Source organism: Emergencia timonensis, from assembly GCF_900086585.1.
GTDB classification, from domain to species: domain Bacteria; phylum Bacillota; class Clostridia; order Peptostreptococcales; family Anaerovoracaceae; genus Senimuribacter; species Senimuribacter timonensis.
Genome location: NZ_FLKM01000009.1, coordinates 1,529,471 through 1,547,779, shown reverse-complemented (window position 1 = coordinate 1,547,779; position 18,309 = coordinate 1,529,471). Strand labels below are relative to the sequence as shown.

At 46.8% G+C, this 18,309-nt stretch carries 18 protein-coding genes; 1 reads left to right on the top strand and 17 read right to left on the bottom strand.

Annotated features, from left to right (window positions below):
- The first annotated feature begins 7 nt into the window (after positions 1 to 7).
- The gene (locus tag BN6539_RS18190; RefSeq protein ID WP_067541625.1) at positions 8 to 913 is read left to right on the top strand and encodes an Rpn family recombination-promoting nuclease/putative transposase; all 906 of its coding nucleotides are present in this window, start codon (positions 8 to 10) and stop codon (positions 911 to 913) included.
- A 58-nt stretch (positions 914 to 971) separates the two neighbouring features.
- On the opposite strand, the gene spoIVA is transcribed toward BN6539_RS18190, so the two are convergent.
- The 17 genes from spoIVA to BN6539_RS18105 all read right to left on the bottom strand — a co-directional run bounded on the left by spoIVA (position 972) and on the right by BN6539_RS18105 (position 18,307).
- Positions 972 to 2,453, bottom strand: coding sequence for a stage IV sporulation protein A (gene spoIVA / locus BN6539_RS18185; RefSeq protein WP_067541623.1), 1,482 nt, complete (start codon positions 2,451 to 2,453; stop codon positions 972 to 974).
- A 65-nt stretch (positions 2,454 to 2,518) separates the two neighbouring features.
- On the bottom strand, positions 2,519 to 3,145 hold the full coding sequence (locus BN6539_RS18180; protein WP_067541621.1) for a precorrin-8X methylmutase: 627 nt from the start codon (positions 3,143 to 3,145) through the stop codon (positions 2,519 to 2,521).
- Entirely contained in the window at positions 3,145 to 3,681 is a 537-nt protein-coding gene (locus BN6539_RS18175; RefSeq protein WP_067541619.1) for a cob(I)yrinic acid a,c-diamide adenosyltransferase, read from the bottom strand. Before BN6539_RS18175 ends, BN6539_RS18180 begins: the two co-directional genes overlap by 1 nt.
- 282 nt (positions 3,682 to 3,963) lie before the next feature.
- Positions 3,964 to 5,418 (bottom strand): cobyric acid synthase, encoded by a 1,455-nt coding sequence (locus BN6539_RS18170; protein WP_067541617.1) that lies wholly within the window; start codon positions 5,416 to 5,418, stop codon positions 3,964 to 3,966.
- The gene (locus tag BN6539_RS18165) at positions 5,411 to 6,481 is read right to left on the bottom strand and encodes a pyridoxal phosphate-dependent aminotransferase (RefSeq protein ID WP_067541615.1); all 1,071 of its coding nucleotides are present in this window, start codon (positions 6,479 to 6,481) and stop codon (positions 5,411 to 5,413) included. The genes BN6539_RS18170 and BN6539_RS18165 overlap by 8 nt, the downstream gene beginning before the upstream one ends.
- The gene (cbiB, locus tag BN6539_RS18160) at positions 6,478 to 7,443 is read right to left on the bottom strand and encodes an adenosylcobinamide-phosphate synthase CbiB (RefSeq protein ID WP_067541613.1); all 966 of its coding nucleotides are present in this window, start codon (positions 7,441 to 7,443) and stop codon (positions 6,478 to 6,480) included. Before cbiB ends, BN6539_RS18165 begins: the two co-directional genes overlap by 4 nt.
- A complete protein-coding gene (locus tag BN6539_RS18155) occupies positions 7,434 to 8,804 on the bottom strand; it encodes a cobyrinate a,c-diamide synthase (RefSeq protein ID WP_067541611.1) in 1,371 nt (456 codons plus the stop codon). Before BN6539_RS18155 ends, cbiB begins: the two co-directional genes overlap by 10 nt.
- Positions 8,794 to 9,996, bottom strand: a complete 1,203-nt coding sequence (locus BN6539_RS18150) for a bifunctional cobalt-precorrin-7 (C(5))-methyltransferase/cobalt-precorrin-6B (C(15))-methyltransferase (protein ID WP_067541609.1) — start codon at positions 9,994 to 9,996, stop codon at positions 8,794 to 8,796. The genes BN6539_RS18155 and BN6539_RS18150 overlap by 11 nt, the downstream gene beginning before the upstream one ends.
- Positions 9,997 to 10,002: 6 nt before the next feature.
- Positions 10,003 to 10,359 (bottom strand): sirohydrochlorin chelatase, encoded by a 357-nt coding sequence (locus tag BN6539_RS18145; protein WP_067541607.1) that lies wholly within the window; start codon positions 10,357 to 10,359, stop codon positions 10,003 to 10,005.
- 92 nt (positions 10,360 to 10,451) lie between these two features.
- Positions 10,452 to 11,717 (bottom strand): glutamate-1-semialdehyde 2,1-aminomutase, encoded by a 1,266-nt coding sequence (gene hemL, locus BN6539_RS18140; RefSeq protein ID WP_067541605.1) that lies wholly within the window; start codon positions 11,715 to 11,717, stop codon positions 10,452 to 10,454.
- On the bottom strand, positions 11,717 to 12,697 hold the full coding sequence (gene hemB, locus BN6539_RS18135; RefSeq protein ID WP_067541603.1) for a porphobilinogen synthase: 981 nt from the start codon (positions 12,695 to 12,697) through the stop codon (positions 11,717 to 11,719). The genes hemL and hemB overlap by 1 nt, the downstream gene beginning before the upstream one ends.
- A gap of 255 nt (positions 12,698 to 12,952) precedes the next feature.
- A complete protein-coding gene (gene cobA, locus BN6539_RS18130) occupies positions 12,953 to 14,431 on the bottom strand; it encodes a uroporphyrinogen-III C-methyltransferase (protein WP_067541601.1) in 1,479 nt (492 codons plus the stop codon).
- 5 nt (positions 14,432 to 14,436) lie between these two features.
- Positions 14,437 to 15,303, bottom strand: coding sequence for a hydroxymethylbilane synthase (gene hemC, locus BN6539_RS18125; protein ID WP_067541599.1), 867 nt, complete (start codon positions 15,301 to 15,303; stop codon positions 14,437 to 14,439).
- Positions 15,303 to 15,767, bottom strand: coding sequence for a precorrin-2 dehydrogenase/sirohydrochlorin ferrochelatase family protein (locus BN6539_RS18120; protein ID WP_067541597.1), 465 nt, complete (start codon positions 15,765 to 15,767; stop codon positions 15,303 to 15,305). Before BN6539_RS18120 ends, hemC begins: the two co-directional genes overlap by 1 nt.
- Positions 15,757 to 16,599, bottom strand: coding sequence for a precorrin-6A reductase (cobK, locus tag BN6539_RS18115; RefSeq protein ID WP_082907605.1), 843 nt, complete (start codon positions 16,597 to 16,599; stop codon positions 15,757 to 15,759). Before cobK ends, BN6539_RS18120 begins: the two co-directional genes overlap by 11 nt.
- Positions 16,580 to 17,311: a precorrin-3B C(17)-methyltransferase gene (gene cobJ, locus BN6539_RS18110; RefSeq protein ID WP_067541595.1), complete on the bottom strand. Its 732-nt coding sequence runs from the start codon at positions 17,309 to 17,311 to the stop codon at positions 16,580 to 16,582. Before cobJ ends, cobK begins: the two co-directional genes overlap by 20 nt.
- Positions 17,312 to 18,307, bottom strand: coding sequence for a glutamyl-tRNA reductase (locus tag BN6539_RS18105; RefSeq protein WP_207645111.1), 996 nt, complete (start codon positions 18,305 to 18,307; stop codon positions 17,312 to 17,314).
- Positions 18,308 to 18,309: the final 2 nt, after the last annotated feature.

Below are 18,309 nucleotides of genomic sequence, written 5' to 3'. Positions count from 1 at the left end.
TAGATTTATGAATCAAGCAGCTGAACCAAAACGAAATCATCAGGACACTGTTTTCCGTATGCTTTTTTCTGAAAAAGAAAATGCAATTGAATTGTTCAACGCACTAGAGGATACAAACTATGGCCCTGATACAGAGGTGGAATTCACCACTTTAGAAGATGCGGTCTACACAAACCTGAAAAACGATCTCGGATTTATCATCGACAAACAATTTATCATTTTGACGGAACATCAAGCTGCTATCAATCATAACATGCCCCTTCGCCAATTGGAATACATAGCAAGAACCTATGAAAAGCTAGTAGACGCAGTCGCACTATATGGCAGTAAAAGGGTCAAAATCCCCACTCCTGAATTTTTTGTCGTCTATACAGGCAGTCAGAAGTGGAAAACAACGACATTAAGATTATCTGATAGTTTTTTGCATAAACCACCGGAAAATTCGGTAGAACTTGTGGTAAAAATCATTAAGATGCATTATAATAATGATGACGAACAGAGCCAGAAAGTTTTGGAGCGGAGCGAAAAACTACGGGGTTACAGCCTTTTACTGGAATGCATTAAGGACTACCGCAGCCAAGGAAAAGACGCAAAAGAGGCAGTCAATATGGCTATCCAGCGCTGTATCAGTGAAGGTATCCTAAAAGACTTTCTCGAGAAAAACAGTCCGGAGGTGGGGAGTATGTTGTTCAAGGAAATCACAAGCGAAGAATTTGCTGAAATCAGAGCGAAGGAAGCAGCCGAAGAATACTACAACAAAGGCCGCAGCGAAGGCATCGAGCTTGGTATCACCAATCTGATAGCCGCCTACAGAGAATTCCATCTGTCAGATGACCAGATTCTAAAAAAGTTGATAGAAAAGTATCAGATAGAAGAGACAGAGGCTTTGGCCTATCTGGAAAAATCCAAATAATAAAAACCAAAAGACCTGAAACAATCGTTTCCACTACGACAGTTTCAGGTCTTTTCGATTACAATATGATACAGATAAAATAGTCTTTTCCTTCGTTGCTGATCTTCTGCAGCGACCTCTGCACTTTGACCTGCAGTGTCTCTGGCATAGATGTCAGTTTGCCGTCCATCTGTTCAACAACCAGATCCTGCAGAGATTTACCGAAAAGATTCGTATCCCAAATCTCGTTTTCTTCCTCGGAACCCGAGAATTTCTCCATCAGGAAACTTGCCAAATCTGCAGACTGTTGTTCAGTGCCCACAATCGGAGAAATCTCAGTACTGATATCCGTTCTAATGATATGCAGACAAGGCGCAGATGCCACCAGTCTGACACCGAATTTATTGCCCTGTTTAAAGACCTCTGGCTGCCCAAGATTCATCTGCTGCAGCTTCGGGTGGACGATGCCGTATCCGGTGCGGCTCACACTGCTGAGCGCTTCTTCCATATCGTCATAAGCCTGCTTCGCTTTGGAATATTCTTTTAACAGCAAGAATAGTTCACGATCGCTGGCTACTGGATGATTGAGCAGTTCCTCAATAATCTGATAATAAAGACCATCTTTCAGCTGAATCTCAATGATGACTCTGCCTGTGGCCATTTCACAACTGACCACGCTGGCCTTCTTTACATTCTCGTTGGCCATGATGGCTTGAATCGACGGTTCTACACTGCCCATAGTGTCAACGGTATCCATCCAGGAAAGAACGGTACCTACAATGCCAGCTTTGATCCAGTGGTCTGGTGACAGCGCATCCATGTATTCTGGAAGATCGATAAACACTTCGCTGACTGGGAACTGCCCCAGCAGTTCGTCGAAGATCTTCTCTGGAATGTCCTTTTCCATGGTAGCGCAGTTGGCTGGAATGACCGGCGCCGCATATTTCGTCTGCAGTTTTTTCGCCAATTCCTTTGTTTTATATGACGAAGGTTCGCTGCTGTTTAATATGATTACAAAAGGTTTACCAAGCTGCTTGAGCTGGTTAGCTGTTTTCTCTTCTGCTTTTATGTAATTCTCTCTCGGGATTTCGCCAAAACTTCCATCACAGGTGACCATGATACCAACAGTTGAATGGTCTGTAATTACTTTTTCCGTTCCCCGTTCAGCTGCGACTTCAAAAGGCATCTCTTCCTCATCCCAAGGAGTCTTTACCATCCTGCTCTTTCCATCCTCCTGATGTCCGAGCACGCCTGGAACAAGATAGCCGACACAATCCACCAGTCTCATAGACATGGATGCATTGTTAATTTTTACTTTTACAGCTTCTTCAGGAACAAATTTAGGTTCTGTCGTAGTAATGGTCCTGCCATCACCACTCTGCGGCAGCTGATCGACTACTCTGGTCTTGACATATGTGTTCTCGATGCCCGGCACAACAAACAGTTCCATAAATCTCTTGATAAATGTAGATTTACCTGTCCTCACTGGGCCTACAATTCCTGCATATATCTCTCCGCCTGTTCTCTCAGCTATACTCTTATAAATATTTCCATCAGTCATACCTTCATCCTCTTTCTCACATAACTCTATAAAAATAGTATGAAGGAAGTACTGAATATATTCATCTATTCTACAATTTTGTATTGAATTGCATTAATAATTGCCGCAGCTATATTACTGCCGCCTTTTCTGCCTCTCGCTACAATGCAGGGTACGCCTGAATCAATCATCATTTCTTTAGATTCCACCACGTTGACAAATCCCACCGGTACGCCAACTACGGCTACAGGAGAAAGCTTCCCCGCCTTTACCAAGTCACAGATGGACATCAAGGCTGTCGGCGCATTACCGATAGCAAAAATAACTGGTCTATCCAGGCGGCTGGCCTTTTCCATACTGACAAGAGATCTGGTCACGCCTCGTTCCTTTGCTTCAGCAGCCACGTCCGGATCGCCGATGAAGCAGAGGACTTCTCCGCCGTATTTTTCAATCCGTTTTTTGTTGATGCCGGCGCGGGCCATGGTCGTGTCTGTCACAATGTATGCGCCGTTTTTTATGGCATCCTGCAGCTTTTCAATGACGCCGTCACTAAAGTACATGCTGTCTGCATACTCGAAGTCAGCAGAAGTGTGAATGCACCTCTTGATGACTGCTTCATATCTTGGGTCCAACACCTTGTCACCTAAGATTTCACTGATGATTTCAAAACTTTTTGTCTCTATCTGGTCTGGTTTTACGTTTTCTATTTTCATTATCCTTCTATACCTGCCCTTGCTGGGATTCCCTTGTCGAATGGGTGTTTTACTTTGTCAATTCTGGAAACATAGTCTGCCAGTTCCACCAGCTGGTCGGTAGGATATCTGCCGGTCAGTACGACTTCCAGCTGCTCAGGTCTGTTTTTTAAGAACGATGCGACCACTTGGTCGTCCAAAAGTCCTGCCTCGATCGCTCCCAGACACTCGTCCAACACCAACATATCGTAGTGATCTGTCTCTAACATTCTCACCATATCTGCAAACTGCTGTGCGTTGACCGTTCTCGTTTCCTGTTTTTCCTCTTCTGTCATCTGGAAAGAGAACTTTTTGATCGGTTTCGTACCTAGTACTTCAATGCCCGGCAAGTTTCGCAGCACATTCAGTTCGCTGCTGTCTCCTGATTTTAGAAACTGCATGAAGAGAACATGCAGACCGTAACCGCAGGCTCTCACTGTCAAGCCTACAGAGCAAGTCGTTTTGCCCTTTCCTTCGCCACAATAGATATGAACTAATCCTAAATCGTTTTTTTTCATTCCTCTACCTCCTAATGGAGTTGCCCCAATTTGCGTAGCAATTGCTGGGAACTCCTTATGCTTTTGCGCCACAGCTTTAGCTGGCTTGGCGCTAGTCGTATAATGGAGTTGCCCCAATTTGCACAGTAAATTGCTGGGAACTCCTTATGCTTTGGGAGACCTAGCCCGATTCAGCGAAACAGAATCGCTAGCAGGTCCCCTGCGAAAAGTGCAGCGCTTCAGCGCGTGGCACTTGACGGCTCATTCCCAAGAGAACAAACGCAGTGCTGTTCGATTGGTGAATTAAGTCGTACCATTAACAATCTTGTATAGCAATTCCATGTCCAGGGATTTTCGAAGCCCCTCTGCCAGTATATCATACTGCGTCTGTTTGTGCGCCTCAATATCAAAAGCTTTTACATCCGAAAAGTCCAGGCCTTTGGCTGCCAGCAGCCCTTCCACTATGGTCCTGGCGATTTCTTCCTTGTCAAAGACACCGTGAATATAAGTACCGTAGACGTTTCCTTCGTTGATGATATTGCCCTCAGCACCGGACACACCCATGTGAATCTCATAGCCCTGGTACGCTTTGCCTGAAAGACCCGCAAAGATACCGTCAACACCGGACAAAATGCCGCTGGCAGCTGTCCGTACCTTTTGATCTTCAAAGATTGTACTGTGGGGCAATAACCCGATGCCGGCCATATCGCCGCCGTGTTCCACACCGTTTGGGTCAGAGAGAGACTGTCCCAGCATCTGGTATCCACCGCAGATTCCAAAGATCGGTTTCCCTTTAGCGTAGAACTTGAGAATGGAGGCTTCCAGTCCTGACTGTCTGAGCCACAGCAAATCAGACATGGTATTCTTTGTCCCTGGCAGCATAATCATGTCAGGCTCCCCTAATTCGCCTACAGAACCAACATATCTCACATTCACCCCTTCTATGTATTCGAAAGGATTAAAGTCCGTAAAATTGGAGATTCTCGGTGTTCTGATCACAGCAATATCGACCAAAGCGTCCCCTTTGCGGTTCACAAATCTGTCAGTGAGGCTGTCCTCATCGTCTACATCCAGATGCATATAAGGAACCACTCCGACTACGGGCACCTGAATAATATCCTCCAGCATGCGCAGACCTGGCTCAAGAATTGTTACGTCGCCTCTGAATTTATTGATGACCACACCTTTGACTCTGGCTTTTTCCTTTTCGTCAAAGAGCAGCATGGTCCCTGCCAAAGAGGCAAAGACACCGCCTCTGTCGATATCTCCTACCAAAAGCACCGGCGCGTCAGCCATTTCGGCCATGCCCATGTTGACAAGGTCATTATCTTTCAAATTGATTTCCGCCGGACTGCCCGCACCTTCCAACACGATAACGTCATATTCAGCCGCCAGGCTGTCAAAAGCCTCCTTTACGGCGCCTCTGAATTCGTCCTTTTTTTCATAAAAATCCTTAGCAGAAAAGTTGCCGTATACTTCACCATTGATGATAACTTGAGAGCCTTCATCGCTGGTCGGCTTCAGCAAAATCGGATTCATTCTGCAGTCAGGGTCAATCTGGCAGGCCTCTGCCTGCATAACCTGCGCTCGCCCCATTTCCATTCCATCTTTTGTAATAAAAGAATTCAGCGCCATGTTCTGCGATTTAAACGGAGCAACCTTATAACCGTCTTGCTTTAATATTCTGCAGATGCCGGCTGCCAGAAGACTTTTTCCAGCATTTGAGCAGGTTCCCTGTACCATAATTGTTTTAGCCATTGGTTTGTTCCTCATTTCTCTTAGTTACTTGGGCGAGGCTCTCTAAAAAATAGGTGTTTTCTTCTCTGGTCCTCACCGCAATGCGGTAATAATGTTCATTCAGCGTCATATAGTTAGCGCAGCTTCTAATCATAATATCAAAAGCCGACAAAGGTTCAATTAAATCTGCTTCGCTTTTGAAGAACACGTAGTTTGCTTTCGGTCCATAGGTTTGATACCCCAGTTCCGCAAGGCCACGCAGAAGATAATCCCGGTTCTCCTTGACATAAGCCTTGGTTTCTTCCACAAAACCGGAAAGCTGCATGGCTGCTATGCCGGCTTTTGACGCCGGTGTTGAAACGGACCAGGGCTGCAGACAACCGTTAATCAAGTCGGCGGTCTCTTCATCACTGCAGATGCAGTAACCCAGACGAAGACCGGCCATAGCGTAAATCTTCGTAAAGGCCTTCAGAATGATGACTTTTTCTAGTTGATCTACAGATGCCATAATAGAATAATTTTCTTCTTCATCGAGGAATTCACAGAAGCATTCGTCAATCATCAGATAAATGCCCTTCTCAGCACACAGCCCCGCTAGCCGCAGTACGAACTCTTTCTCCACCGGAATACCCGTAGGATTGTTCGGGTTGCAGAGGAACATCATATCATAGGAGTTGTCCAAAAGGTCAAAGATATCATCCTGAATTTGGAAGCCTTTTTCTTCCTTTAACAGATAATGGTCTATTTTTCTGCAGTCTGCTGCTGCCAAAGCCTGCTCATATTCAGAAAAAGTCGGAGAGACAATAAGCGCTTTAGCAGGTTTCAGGGCCAGCGTGCTTCTGAAAATGATGTCTGCTGCGCCGTTTCCGCAGCAGATCAGTTCTTCCTGTACTTGATGAAATTTACTGATTTCTCTAACTAACTCCCGATTAAAAGGGTCGGGATAACTTTCATATTTGTCAATATTGCCGATGACTGCCTGCTTTACTGTTTCCGGCATGCCCAGCGGATTCAAGTTAGCTGAAAAGTCATATACCTTGTGATCGAACTTATAAATATTTCCGCCGTGTGTCTCTTTTATCATAAATATACCACCAAAATTAGTCTGATTCCTTCAAAAACGATGAGGCTCAAGAGGGACGCAACGTACATGAGATTCGTTGCTTTCACGATATCTTCCGCCGAAACCGCTCTATTATCATCGCCGATCGTCTTTTTCTTATATAGCTTTCCAAAATAAAAGGCGTCCCCTGCCAGCTGGATGTTTAGAGCGCCCGCACAGGCAGATTCCGGATTTGCACTGTTGGGACTGGCGTGATTATGTCGATCGCGCAAAAAAATCCTCCAGGCGTTTTTGCCATCCAGTCCGACTAAAAACGCACCGAGCACCATGGCCATCCCTGTAATCCTTGCAGGAATAAAGTTCAAGATATCATCAATAATGGCGGAGAATTTGCCAAAATAAAGGTATTTTTCGTTTTTATATCCCACCATAGAGTCCAGGGTATTGACGCCTTTATATAAAAAACCGAAAGGCGCTCCGCCGAGAAGCATAAAAATCATCGGTGCGATCACACCGTCAGAGGCATTTTCTGCCACGGTCTCCACTACAGCTTTCGTAATCTGCTTAAAGTCGAGGCTTTCGGTATCCCGGCCCACAATCCAGGACAGATATTTTCTGGAGTTCTGTAAATCGCCTGCTTTGATGTATTTATACACTCGCATACTCTCTTGTTTCAGAGATTTACCCGCAAAAATCTGATAACAGAACAAGGTTTCGACCACGTACCGCAGCCAAGGATTAATCAGCGCCAGACCTTTCAGCAGAAAAAAAGGCACTGCAAAGGATGTCGCAACGACGATCAGGTTCAGAAAGATTCCCGCAATCAATGCTCCTCTTTTACTTTCCGGAAAAATTCTGCCAAGTATCGTTTCACACCCGCTGATTAGAAGTCCGATCAGACGAATAGGATGCGGCAGCCAATATGGATCGCCAAAGATCAGATCCAATAGAAAGGCCACGGCGACGATGATGACTATCTCCATAACCGTCCTCCAAACTCACCGCATTTCCTGACAAAATTCTCCGCAAAGCGGCGATTGCTCCACAGATGGAGATGAGGATAACCTGCAAAGATGGTATCGCTCGCCACGACGGCCTGCCAGCACTTGCCGCTGCTCTTTGCCGCTGTAAAACCATCCCCATGATGATCTGTGTCACTGTAATGGAACTCATGACACCTAATCTGCTCTCCTGCTTTACACATCAAATTATCACGGTTGGCAGTGAGGGTCTTGTAGCCAAATCGAACCAGCCCCTCTGTCATTTGGGAATTGCCGTCGATAACACCTACGGTCTCAAAAGTTTCGCCATCCTTCGTGATGGTGCGGCCCAGGTACATGAACCCACCGCACTCCGCATAAATGGGCATCCCTTTTCCTGCCGCTTCTTTGATTGAGGACATCATAGACTGATTTGCCGTCAAACGCTTCAGATGCTCTTCGGGATAGCCTCCTCCTAAAATCAATCCGCAGATGCCTTCTGGCAGTGCATCGTCTTCCATAGGTGAAAAAAACACCAGCTCACCACCCAAAGCTGTAAGTAATTCAAAATTATCTTCATAATAAAAACAAAAGGCTTTGTCTTTGGCGACACCGATCTTCACTGGCTTTTTGCAGACCGGAGTTACTTGAAGCTCTTCATATGTAAGCTCTGGCGTGGATTCTGCCAAGGCGAGAATGCCGTCCAGATCCAGTGACTCTGCTGCCGCCTTTCCCATTATTTCGATTTTCGTTTTTAAGTCTTCTATCTCCTGGGCCGTTACAAGTCCCAGATGTCTGCTGCCGATTTCCGCTTCTTTCAGTTGAGGAAGAAATCCATAAACCTTCAGGTTCAATTTTTCCTCAATCATTTTTCGATATACTGGATACATTCCCTTTGCGCAATTGTTCAGAATCACTCCCTGCACTTGATTTTCAGCAAAATTGAGATAACCTGAAATTTCGGCTAAAAGGGAGAGGCTCTTGCCTTTTACATTAACGATCAAAAGTTCCGGCGTCTGGGTTTCCCGAGAAATATGGTTGGCTGAAAAATCGTCAGTTTCAAATCCCAAACCGTCGTACATTCCCATGACGCCTTCGATAATCGCTACGTCAAAACCGGCTGCGTCTTTTGACAGCAGATATTTTACCGTATCGGCCGAGCAGAGATACAAATCCAGATTTCTCGATTTTGTACCGATAATTTCGCTGTGAAACATAGGATCGATGTAGTCTGGACCACATTTAAAGCTGGCCGCTTTCTGTCCGCGATCCGCCAAGGCTTTTAAAAGTCCGCAGACTACTGTAGTCTTGCCGCATCCGCTTCCAGTGCCGGCCAGCAGAACTCTGTTGATTTTACTTTTCAAAGGTCTTTGCTCCTTTTATAATATAGACTGGATTCTCTGCTTTCATCAGATTGTACCGTCCTAACTTCTGCGCCTGGGAAATGTTTGCACAAGTAATGTCCATCTCCATACCCAGCGTTTTTAATACATCTACTGATTGTGAGATGGTTTCCAAGGTGACTGCTGTAATGACGAATACGGCTTTATCATTTTGCGCCAAAATAGTCTCTATAATGCCCTTCAGATTCCCAGTGCTGCCGCCGATAAACACTTTATCCGCAGCAGGGAAGGCTGCAATTCCATCTGGCGCCGCCGCCTGTCTGATGATGATATTCCGTGCGCCAGTCTTTTCCATGTTCTCTTTGACTAAATTTACGGCATAGTCTTCTTTTTCCAAAGCGTAGACCATGGACTCGCAGGCCTTAAGCGCCATGGCGCAGGTAACGGAACCAGTCCCTGCCCCGATGTCGTAGACTATGTCAGCAGGCTCTATCTCCAAGGCAGATACTGATAGATTGCGCACCGCTTCTTTTGTCATCGGGCTTTTTCCCCGTACAAAATCTCCATCTTTTAGGGTTACATATCGGTTTACATAATCTTTGTTCTCGATAATCATCACTGTGAGATCGTCAAATACTGCATCAGCCAGTTCTGCCGGTGACCCTTTGACGATTCTTTCTTCTTCCATTGACAACTTTTCACCGATATAGAGGGTGACATTGCTAAGTCCTGCCTCTCGTAAGCTCTTTATAATATCATGGGCCTTGATGCTGCCGCCGGTGAGGGTGAAAACCCGCTCATTGTAGCAGACATAAGGAACGATGGACTTGTCCTTTCCATGAAGACTGACAAGCTTCATGTCCTCATACCCCATTTTGACTTTCGCTGCAAAATAGGCTAAACTGCCGATGCCGCTGATGAATTCCAGGTCGATGGCCGGATCGATTTTTTTAGCCAGTGTAGATGCTATGCTGTAAAAGCCTGTGTCACCAGATGCGCAGACACAGATCTTCATATCTTCGCCCGCCTTATCATTGATAAACGCTGCCGTATCCATGACGCCCAAAATCCGCACATTCCCATTCAGTTGTTTTAAAGGCTGCGCCAGCCTGTCCGAAGTCAGAACGATATCTGCTTCTTTCACGGCGTCTGTCGCTCTTCCTGTAAAATCTGCCAGCGCCCCTGGGCCTGCACCCACTACAATTACTTTCATCGTCAATTATCCTTTTATTCTATCAACTAAAATATCCGCCAGCCTCTCGTCCACGCCCAAAGTGTGGCCCATTTCCAGCTTTACATTGGGGTAATCTTTTAAAATCTCGCCGATTTCATTGGGGATATCTTCTTTGATATGGATGCCCTCAAAGAGAAAGTAAGGCACTGCTTTAATTTCCGTAACCCCTTTATCAACCAAGGTCTTGATGCCATGTTCGATGTTCTCTTCACAAAACTCCATGTATGCAATCTGGATAGGCATGTCGGATATTTTGCTTCTTACCATGTCTACTACTTCGTTGATTGTTTTCTTTGTCGCCTCTACTCTGCTGCCATGTGCTAAAATTAGTACGCCTCTCATATTGACTCCTTTGCTCATATATATCTATGCCGACTCTTAACTAGTCCGAGTTCGGACTAGTTAAGAATTAGGAACTACTACTATAACTCTTTTTATCGTGTCAAAATCTTTCTGTAGGTTTCGATTGTAAAATTCAGTTCTTCCTTTGTAAATGCCGTATTCAGGAACATGGCTTCGTACTGGGACGGCGCCACGTAAATGCCCTCTGCCAGAAGTTCTCTGAACACGTGGCTGAACCCAACTGTGTCAGACTTACAGGCGCTGTCATAATCGACAACTGGCTCTTTGGTATAGAACATACAGACTAAAGAGCCGATGTTGTTGACAGTAAAACCGCTGATCCGGCGCAAGCCGTCTGCCAGGTAGGCTCCCATCTCGTTAATCCGATCATAAATCTCTGGCTCGCTGAGCAGCTGCTTCAGCGTTTCAATTCCCGCTGTCATCGCGATTGGATTTCCAGATAACGTTCCCGCTTGATAAACACTTCCCATCGGGGATACATTCTCCATAATTTCTCTGCGGCCGCCATACGCTCCTACCGGCATACCGCCGCCGATAATTTTACCATACGTCACCAGGTCAGGCTTCACACCAAAGTATGCTGCGGCGCCGCCGAAAGCCAGTCTAAAACCTGTGATTACCTCGTCAAAGATCAAAAGTGCGCCGTACTGATCGCACAGACTGCGAAGTCCGGCTAGGAAACCAGCGGCCGCTGGAACTACGCCCATGTTGGCTGCCGTTGCTTCCACGATCACGCAGGCTACGTCCTCTTTGTTCTCTTTCATCAGAGCTTCTACGCTGTTCAGATCGTTATACCTGGCCAGCAGAGTGTCCTCTGCAGCGCCCTTTGTTACGCCGGCACTGTCAGGATCGCCAAAAGTCATAGCACCAGAACCTGCCTTTACCAGCATCGCGTCACTGTGACCGTGATAACAGCCTTCAAACTTGATGATCTTGTTTTTCTTGGTATATCCTCTGGCAAGCCGTAAGGCGCTCATAACTGCTTCCGTACCGCTGTTGACCATTCTGATCATATCAATATGCTGGATATTGGAGGTAATCAGCTCTGCCAACTCCACTTCCAACTCCGTACACGCGCCGAAGCTAAGTCCTTTTTCCACTCTGCACTGCACCGCTTGCACTACCTTTGGGTCTGCGTGTCCCAAAATCATCGGGCCCCAGGAACCAACATAGTCCAAGTATTCATTGCCTTCAATGTCGTAGATTTTGTTGCCTTTGGCTTTATCGATAAACTTTGGCGTCAGTCCGACCGACTTGAATGCTCTGACCGGGCTGTTAACCCCGCCAGGCATGACCTTCTGTGCTCTTTCAAATAGCTGCTGTGAAGTTTTGCTCATTATCCGATATCTCCTCTCTGAATGGCATCTGCAATTTCCATGGCATAATAAGTCATGATGATATCGCTGCCTGCTCTGTACATAGAAGTGGCAGTTTCACACATGATGCCATACTCATCTACAAGTCCGGCTTTCCCGGCATTCTTAATCATAGCATATTCTCCGCTGACGCTGTAAGTTGCAATCGGGAGGTTGGTATTGTAGGAGAGCTCCTTTATGATATCCAGATAGGATAGCGCCGGCTTTACCATCAAGATGTCGGCCCCTTCTGCTTCATCCAGAGCTGCTTCCTTCATAGCTTCGCGCACATTGTGAGGGTCCATCTGATAGGTTTTTCTGTCTCCGAAAGACGGCGCGGAACCTGCCGCTTCTCTGAACGGCCCATAGAACTTTGAGGCGTATTTAATGGCGTAGCTCATAATCGGCGTATTCTTAAAGCCATTCTCGTCCAGTCCCGCTCTCAGCGCCGCAATGCGACCGTCCATCATATCCGATGGAGCCACCATGTCAGCACCGGCCGCCGCATGAGACACAGCTGTAGCCGACAGATACTCTAAAGTTTGGTCGTTATCAACGTCATGTCCGCAGAGAATGCCGCAATGACCGTGGGATGTGTATTCGCACATGCACACGTCGGTAATCACGTAAATCTGCTCTTTATATTCTTCTTTAATAGCGCGCACAGCCTGCTGCACAATGCCATTTTCGGCATATGCCTGGCTGCCCATTTCATCCTTTTCCTTGGGAATGCCGAAGAGCAATACTTTGCTGACTCCGTGGGCAAGGCACTGGTCGATGATTTCTTTTGCTCTGTCCGGGCTATAACGAAATTGCCCGTCCATGGCAGAAATCGGCGCCTTGATATCCTTCCCTTCTTCAAAGAATATCGGATAAATCAAACTGTCCTTTGATGCCCTGGTCTCACGAACCATGCCTCTGATCAATGGATTTTCTCTAAGCCTTCTTGGTCTGTTAATCATCACAATCACTCCTTAATGGTTCTCGCCCCCAATTTGTGAAACAAATTGTCGGGGAGACCTTATGCTTAAAGTCCCCGGCTTTAGCTGGCTTGGACTTTGTCGTATAATGGTTCTCGCCCCAATTTGTGTGCCGTAGATTGCCACGTGCTGAAGCACTGCAATCCTCACAGGGGACCTACCATACATTTGCCTTGCAAATGTGGTTAGGTCGCCCAACAAATTGTCGGGGAGACCTTATGCTTAAAGTCCCCGGCTTTAGCTGGCTTGGACTTTGTCGTTAACTTTCTCAATCATACTGTCAATTGTAGCAGTATCTGAAATTACTGTATCAAATCCGAACTTAGCAGCTTCTGCCGCTGTCTGTTTCCCGATGCACAGAGCGCGGATGCCTGCAAAATCTTTTCGTTTCTGTGTATTGACGAACCCATCGACACAGGATTTGCTAGTAAAGGTCACGTAATCCCAGCTTTCTAAATCGTATATTTCTTCGTGTTCTACATAGGAAGTCTCATAGACTGGGTAATCCAAATAGCGGATGCCGCCAGCGTCCAGGGCCTCTGTCAAGTCCTGGGTTCCAATCTTCGCCCTGAGCAGAATCACGCGATTCTCATCAGTTACAAACTTCTCTGAAACCATTTCCTTTCCAAGGTGTTCGCCGTCATAGACAGAAGGCACAAAATCCGCCGTTAAGCCGAATTCTCTAAGCGCCTCTGCTGTGGCGCTGCCAATACAGGCGAGACGTTTGCCGGCAATGTCCCGGCTATCTTTACCGCTGTTAAGGAGCCAGGTAAAGAAGGAACGCACTCCTTCTGTGCTGGTGAACACCAGCGTGTCATATTCTGCAATGGGCGGCTCCAGCGGCCTGATAAAGTCTGTTTTAATGCAAGGATAGAGCATGGTCTCTACACCTAGACTGCGCAGTTTGCTTTCCAGCTTGGAGGCTTTGCTTCTGGGTTGGGTGACGATGATTCGTCTACCTTTCAGGGGCTTGTGACCAAACCAGTCGAATTGTTCTGAAAGAGTGCAGACTTTTCCCACAGCGATGACAGAAGGGGATTTTACCTGATTTTCTCTAACGGTTTCCTCTATGCGCGCCAAATCAGAAATAAATTTCCTCTGCTTCGGATAAGTCCCGTTTTCAATCACTGCGCAAGGCATCGTTTCCGCCATGCCCGCAGCCATCAAGCCCGCTGCAATTTTTCCCACAGTAGACACGCTCATCATGAAAATCAAGGTGCCGCCGAGCCTGACTAAAGCGTCGAAATCGATGGACAACTCTGCACCGGCCTTGGCATGACCTGTAATGATATGTAAGGAAGAACAAAAGTCTCTATGCGTGACAGGAATACCTGCATAGGCAGGAACCGAAATGCTGGAAGTAATACCTGGCACCACTTCGAAAGGCACGTCATTTTCTGAGAGCAGCTCTAACTCCTCCCCGCCTCTGCCAAAGACAAAGGGATCTCCGCCTTTGAGACGAACCACCATTTTCCCGGCGGAAGCTTCTCTGAGGAGAATCTCGTTGATTTCATGCTGAGGAACCGGGTGATTTCCTACGTTTTTGCCCACATCGATCAGCGCAGTTCCTTCCGGAATCAGATTCATGATGCTGCCAGAAACCAGTCTATCAAAGACGATCACCTCCGCTTCCTGTATTAATCTGACGGCTTTTACGGTCAGCAGCTCCTGATCTCCCGGACCTGCCCCCACTAAATATACTTTACCTGTTGCCATATTCTTTACCCTTTCATCCGCAGCGCCAGCTCTTTACCCAAAGCCTCGCCCTCGTATTTACTACCTTTGATGGAATCTATGTACTGGTTTTCTTCTTCGTCAACGTAAAAACCTTGAATTGTGATTTCCTCGCCGTCTATGCATGCGTAGGCCGCAACCGGCGAACTGCACCCGCCGTCTAAGGTTCTCACATAGCTTCTCTCTGCCAGCGCGATCAGTTTTGTTTCTTCGTCTGCAAAGCCAGCAAGATACGGCACTTCATATCCCGCTCTGCCCTGGACCACCAAAATCCCCTGGCAGGCTGCCGGAAGAATTTCTTCGATTGAAAACAGCCTGCTGACTCTTTCTTCAAGACCCAATCTCTTGATTCCCGCATATGCCAAAACGATAGCGCCATATTCGCCGCTGTCTAGTTTTTTAAGACGCGTCTGTACGTTACCGCGAATGGGTTTAAAGCTGGCCTGCGGAAAAAGTTTTTCAAGCTGCAGTTTTCTCCTGAGACTAGAGCAGCCGATCGGCTTGCTGAAATCGATTTCAGAGGCTCCTGCTGGCAAAATGAAAGCATCCCTTGGGTCTTCCCTCTTTGAAAAAGCGAGAAGGGGTAAGTCATCAGGAACCTCCATGGGCATATCTTTGAGACTGTGAACCGTCAAGTCTGCCCTTTTATCCATCAAAGCCTTATCCAATTCCTTGACGAAGAGTCCCTTGCCGCCGATTTTATCCAGCGTCTTATCTAAAATGATGTCTCCCGTGGTCTTCATGGTGACCAGTTCCACGTCGATATTCTCGTCGTATTCTTTGATGGCTCTGATCACCATCTCTGACTGAATGACAGCCAGCTTACTTTCACGGCTTCCTACTACTACTTTCATCAGTACGCCTTTCCTTCAATAATCTTTCTAACTTCTGCAGCGGCTCTCTTCGTAATATGATGAGTTCTTCCGCTGCCGACGATTCCCGCCGTCACCTCGTCATTGACTGCGATAGCAGGAAAAAAGAAATTACACTCCTCTTTACTGTCACAGACACTGACCAAGCACCCGTGTTCCTTTGCGATAAAACCGATGCTCCGGTTCACTTCCCTGTCGTCGGTACAGGCGATGACCATGAATTGGTCGTCGATATAAGATGGACGATATCTGCCCTCGATATAGGTCAAACTGCCAGCATCGGCAAAATCTCTGATTTCTTCGGTGATTGAGCTGGACACTACTGTCACGTCAAAGTCGAACTCCATCAGTGACCTGACCCTGCGGCTGGCGATTTTACCGCCGCCGAAAACGATGACTTTTTTTCCGTCTGACGGTACGAATACCGGAAAAACTCTATTCTCCATAAAAAGCCTCCACTCTTTCCTTCACCTCTTCTAATGACAGCCCCGTCTCCGCCTGCGGCCGGCCGATGACAATGATTCTATATCCTTCCTCACAGAGTCTGACCTTGTCGTCAAAACCTCCCGGTTTTCCTGTATTTTTGGTCACCAGCCACTTACAGCCGTACTGCTCCATGGTTGCAAAATTCATTTCCTTCGTAAAAGGACCCTGCATGCAGATGATGTTCTTTGCCGGGATGCCGGCATCAAAGCACAACCGCAGCGAATCCTGGCTGGGCAGAACTCTGGCGACAATCCGATCTGAAAGCCTGCGGTACTTTGACAGTTCTTTGGAACCGGTGGTCAGCAGAATCTTCCCTTCCATCTCCAAAAGATATGCTACAGCTTCTTCTGCAGATTCCACTGTATTCACGCCCTCATAGTCAAAAAAAACTTCCCCTCGCAGAAGTCTGACATATTCGACATGAGAAATCTGGCAGGCTTTCTGAAGATTCTCTGTCACCGCCTTGGCGTAAGGATGGGTCGCATCGACGACCAGACCGTACAGGCCGGACTTTAGAAGCTCCTCCATGGCTGCCTCGTTTAGACGCCCCTCTATAATTGAAAGACCCTTGATATCCGAAAAAGTTTCTGTCCCGTACTCTGTAGCCACACAGAAATCAGCGCACCGGTTCCAGCCCCTCTGATCAAAATACTTCGCCAGTTCATGCCCTTCAAAGGTACCAGCAAAGACTAAGATTTTTTGATTGCATTGGAAATTGCAGTCAGGGCAATGATCTATACTATCAAAACGAGGTGTGGCACAAGCCGTTTTTTTAGATATTTTTGTATCCACGAGGCGTTACCAGCTTTCCATTTATCACCTTCGTCGCACTGTTTCCGATAAAGACCGTGGTGAACATGTCGATATCATCGTTGTCCTTCAAATCTGCCATAGTACAGACGATTGCCTTCTCCCCTTCACGGCCGATGTTCTTCACATAACCGCAAGGAGTATCCCAGGCTTTTGCACAGTGCATGATATCAGCCGCCTTGTCGATATAGTCGTGACGTTTTTTGCTCTTCGGATTATAGAGACAGACGACAAAGTCAGCTTCAGCCGCCATGCGCAGTCTCTTTTCAATCTTTTCCCACGGAGTCAGCAAGTCAGAGAGGGAGATGACGGCAAAATCGTGAATCAGAGGTGCGCCCAGAACTGCCGCTCCGCTGCAGGCCGCTGTAATGCCTGGAATTGTCACAATCTCCACTTCAGGATGTTCTTTTGCAACTTCAGCCATGATACCAGCCATGCCGTATACGCCGGCGTCCCCGCTGCATACGAAGGCCACATTCTTTCCCTCCAGGGCAGAATCCAGCGCCATCCTGCATCTGTCTACTTCCTGCTTCATAGCTGTGGATTTGACTTCTTTGCCACTAGTCAGATCGCTGACCAGATCGACGTAGAGAGTATAACCTACCACCACGTCGCTATCTTCAATTGCAGCTCTGGCCTGGGGCGTCATGTATTCACTGCTTCCGGGGCCGATGCCCACTACATATATTTTCATTTATGCTTCCTCTTTCAATTTCAGTTTTTCTCTATAGTCGTACCATTTGTAAAAATCCGTAATATATTTCTCAATGATTCGTTCTATTTCTTTCATTTGCTTTTCTTGACGAGCGTCTCGCTCACCCTGGCTGATATGATCGATATCATAATATGTAACGCGATCTATTTTTTCAACCTCAGGGTCGATATCCCTTGGAACAGCCAAATCGATAAAAACGCCCGGTACCCGGGACAACTCTTTTACCTGCTCATAACTGACTGTGTAATGGGGGCTTAATGTGGCGCTGATAACCGCATCGCTCTTCTCTATTACCGCATAACGATCTCCATAGTTCACTGTGTCAGCACCTTTCGGTACGATGTTTTCACCATGTCTGTATTGACGCAAAGTCATCGTTGTCTGCATTCCGTTTCTGACCAAAAGGCCTGCCACCAATCTGCCAATCATACCATTTCCGATGACCAGAACATGTTTGATATTCGGATGGTCTTTTATGACGGATACTGCCCTAGATGCAGTAGAGTTGTCATTGACCTTAAAGTCCACCAATGTTTTAATCTTTTTGCCGGCAGTGACGCCAATGCGGAACAATACGTTGAGAACTGCGTCTGAAGACTTTGCTTTCTGTGCGCCTTTGATAGCGGCATCGACCTGAGTGACAATCTGTCCGTCTCCCCAAATCTGAGATTCAGCCCCGGCGGCGACTTTACACAGATGAATCATAGCGTCTTTTCCCACCAGAGTTTTGTTCATAAAAGCATAATCGGTATAATTGATATCTATGGCCTCGCAGAGTTGTTTGAAGGGATTTACTTTCGTTCCCTCTTTCAATGAAAGATATAGTTCTGTCCTGTTGCAGGTTGCAATCAGTACACAGCCAAGTATCTCCGGTTTTTCCTTCAGTCTGCCATAGATTTCCGTCGTCTGTGTCTTTGTACAGGAGAAGATCTCTCGTTCAGATAGCCCTGCCATATTATAATCGATGTATGACATTA

Excerpts from the sequence above, each read along its gene's own strand:
- BN6539_RS18170 (WP_067541617.1), bottom strand. The coding sequence starts at position 5,418 with ATGGCTAAAACAATTATGGTACAGGGAACCTGCTCAAATGCTGGAAAA.
- hemC (WP_067541599.1), bottom strand. The coding sequence starts at position 15,303 with ATGAAAGTAGTAGTAGGAAGCCGTGAAAGTAAGCTGGCTGTCATTCAG.
- BN6539_RS18145 (WP_067541607.1), bottom strand. The coding sequence starts at position 10,359 with ATGAGAGGCGTACTAATTTTAGCACATGGCAGCAGAGTAGAGGCGACA.
- cobA (WP_067541601.1), bottom strand. The coding sequence starts at position 14,431 with ATGGCAACAGGTAAAGTATATTTAGTGGGGGCAGGTCCGGGAGATCAG.
- BN6539_RS18180 (WP_067541621.1), bottom strand. The coding sequence starts at position 3,145 with ATGAAAATAGAAAACGTAAAACCAGACCAGATAGAGACAAAAAGTTTT.
- hemL (WP_067541605.1), bottom strand. The coding sequence starts at position 11,717 with ATGAGCAAAACTTCACAGCAGCTATTTGAAAGAGCACAGAAGGTCATG.
- BN6539_RS18175 (WP_067541619.1), bottom strand. The coding sequence starts at position 3,681 with ATGAAAAAAAACGATTTAGGATTAGTTCATATCTATTGTGGCGAAGGA.
- cbiB (WP_067541613.1), bottom strand. The coding sequence starts at position 7,443 with ATGGAGATAGTCATCATCGTCGCCGTGGCCTTTCTATTGGATCTGATC.
- BN6539_RS18120 (WP_067541597.1), bottom strand. The coding sequence starts at position 15,767 with ATGGAGAATAGAGTTTTTCCGGTATTCGTACCGTCAGACGGAAAAAAA.
- BN6539_RS18190 (WP_067541625.1), top strand. The coding sequence starts at position 8 with ATGAATCAAGCAGCTGAACCAAAACGAAATCATCAGGACACTGTTTTC.
- BN6539_RS18150 (WP_067541609.1), bottom strand. The coding sequence starts at position 9,996 with ATGAAAGTAATTGTAGTGGGTGCAGGCCCAGGGGCGCTGGCAGATTTT.
- hemB (WP_067541603.1), bottom strand. The coding sequence starts at position 12,697 with ATGATTAACAGACCAAGAAGGCTTAGAGAAAATCCATTGATCAGAGGC.
- spoIVA (WP_067541623.1), bottom strand. The coding sequence starts at position 2,453 with ATGACTGATGGAAATATTTATAAGAGTATAGCTGAGAGAACAGGCGGA.
- cobJ (WP_067541595.1), bottom strand. The coding sequence starts at position 17,311 with ATGAAAATATATGTAGTGGGCATCGGCCCCGGAAGCAGTGAATACATG.
- BN6539_RS18105 (WP_207645111.1), bottom strand. The coding sequence starts at position 18,307 with ATGTCATACATCGATTATAATATGGCAGGGCTATCTGAACGAGAGATC.
- BN6539_RS18165 (WP_067541615.1), bottom strand. The coding sequence starts at position 6,481 with ATGATAAAAGAGACACACGGCGGAAATATTTATAAGTTCGATCACAAG.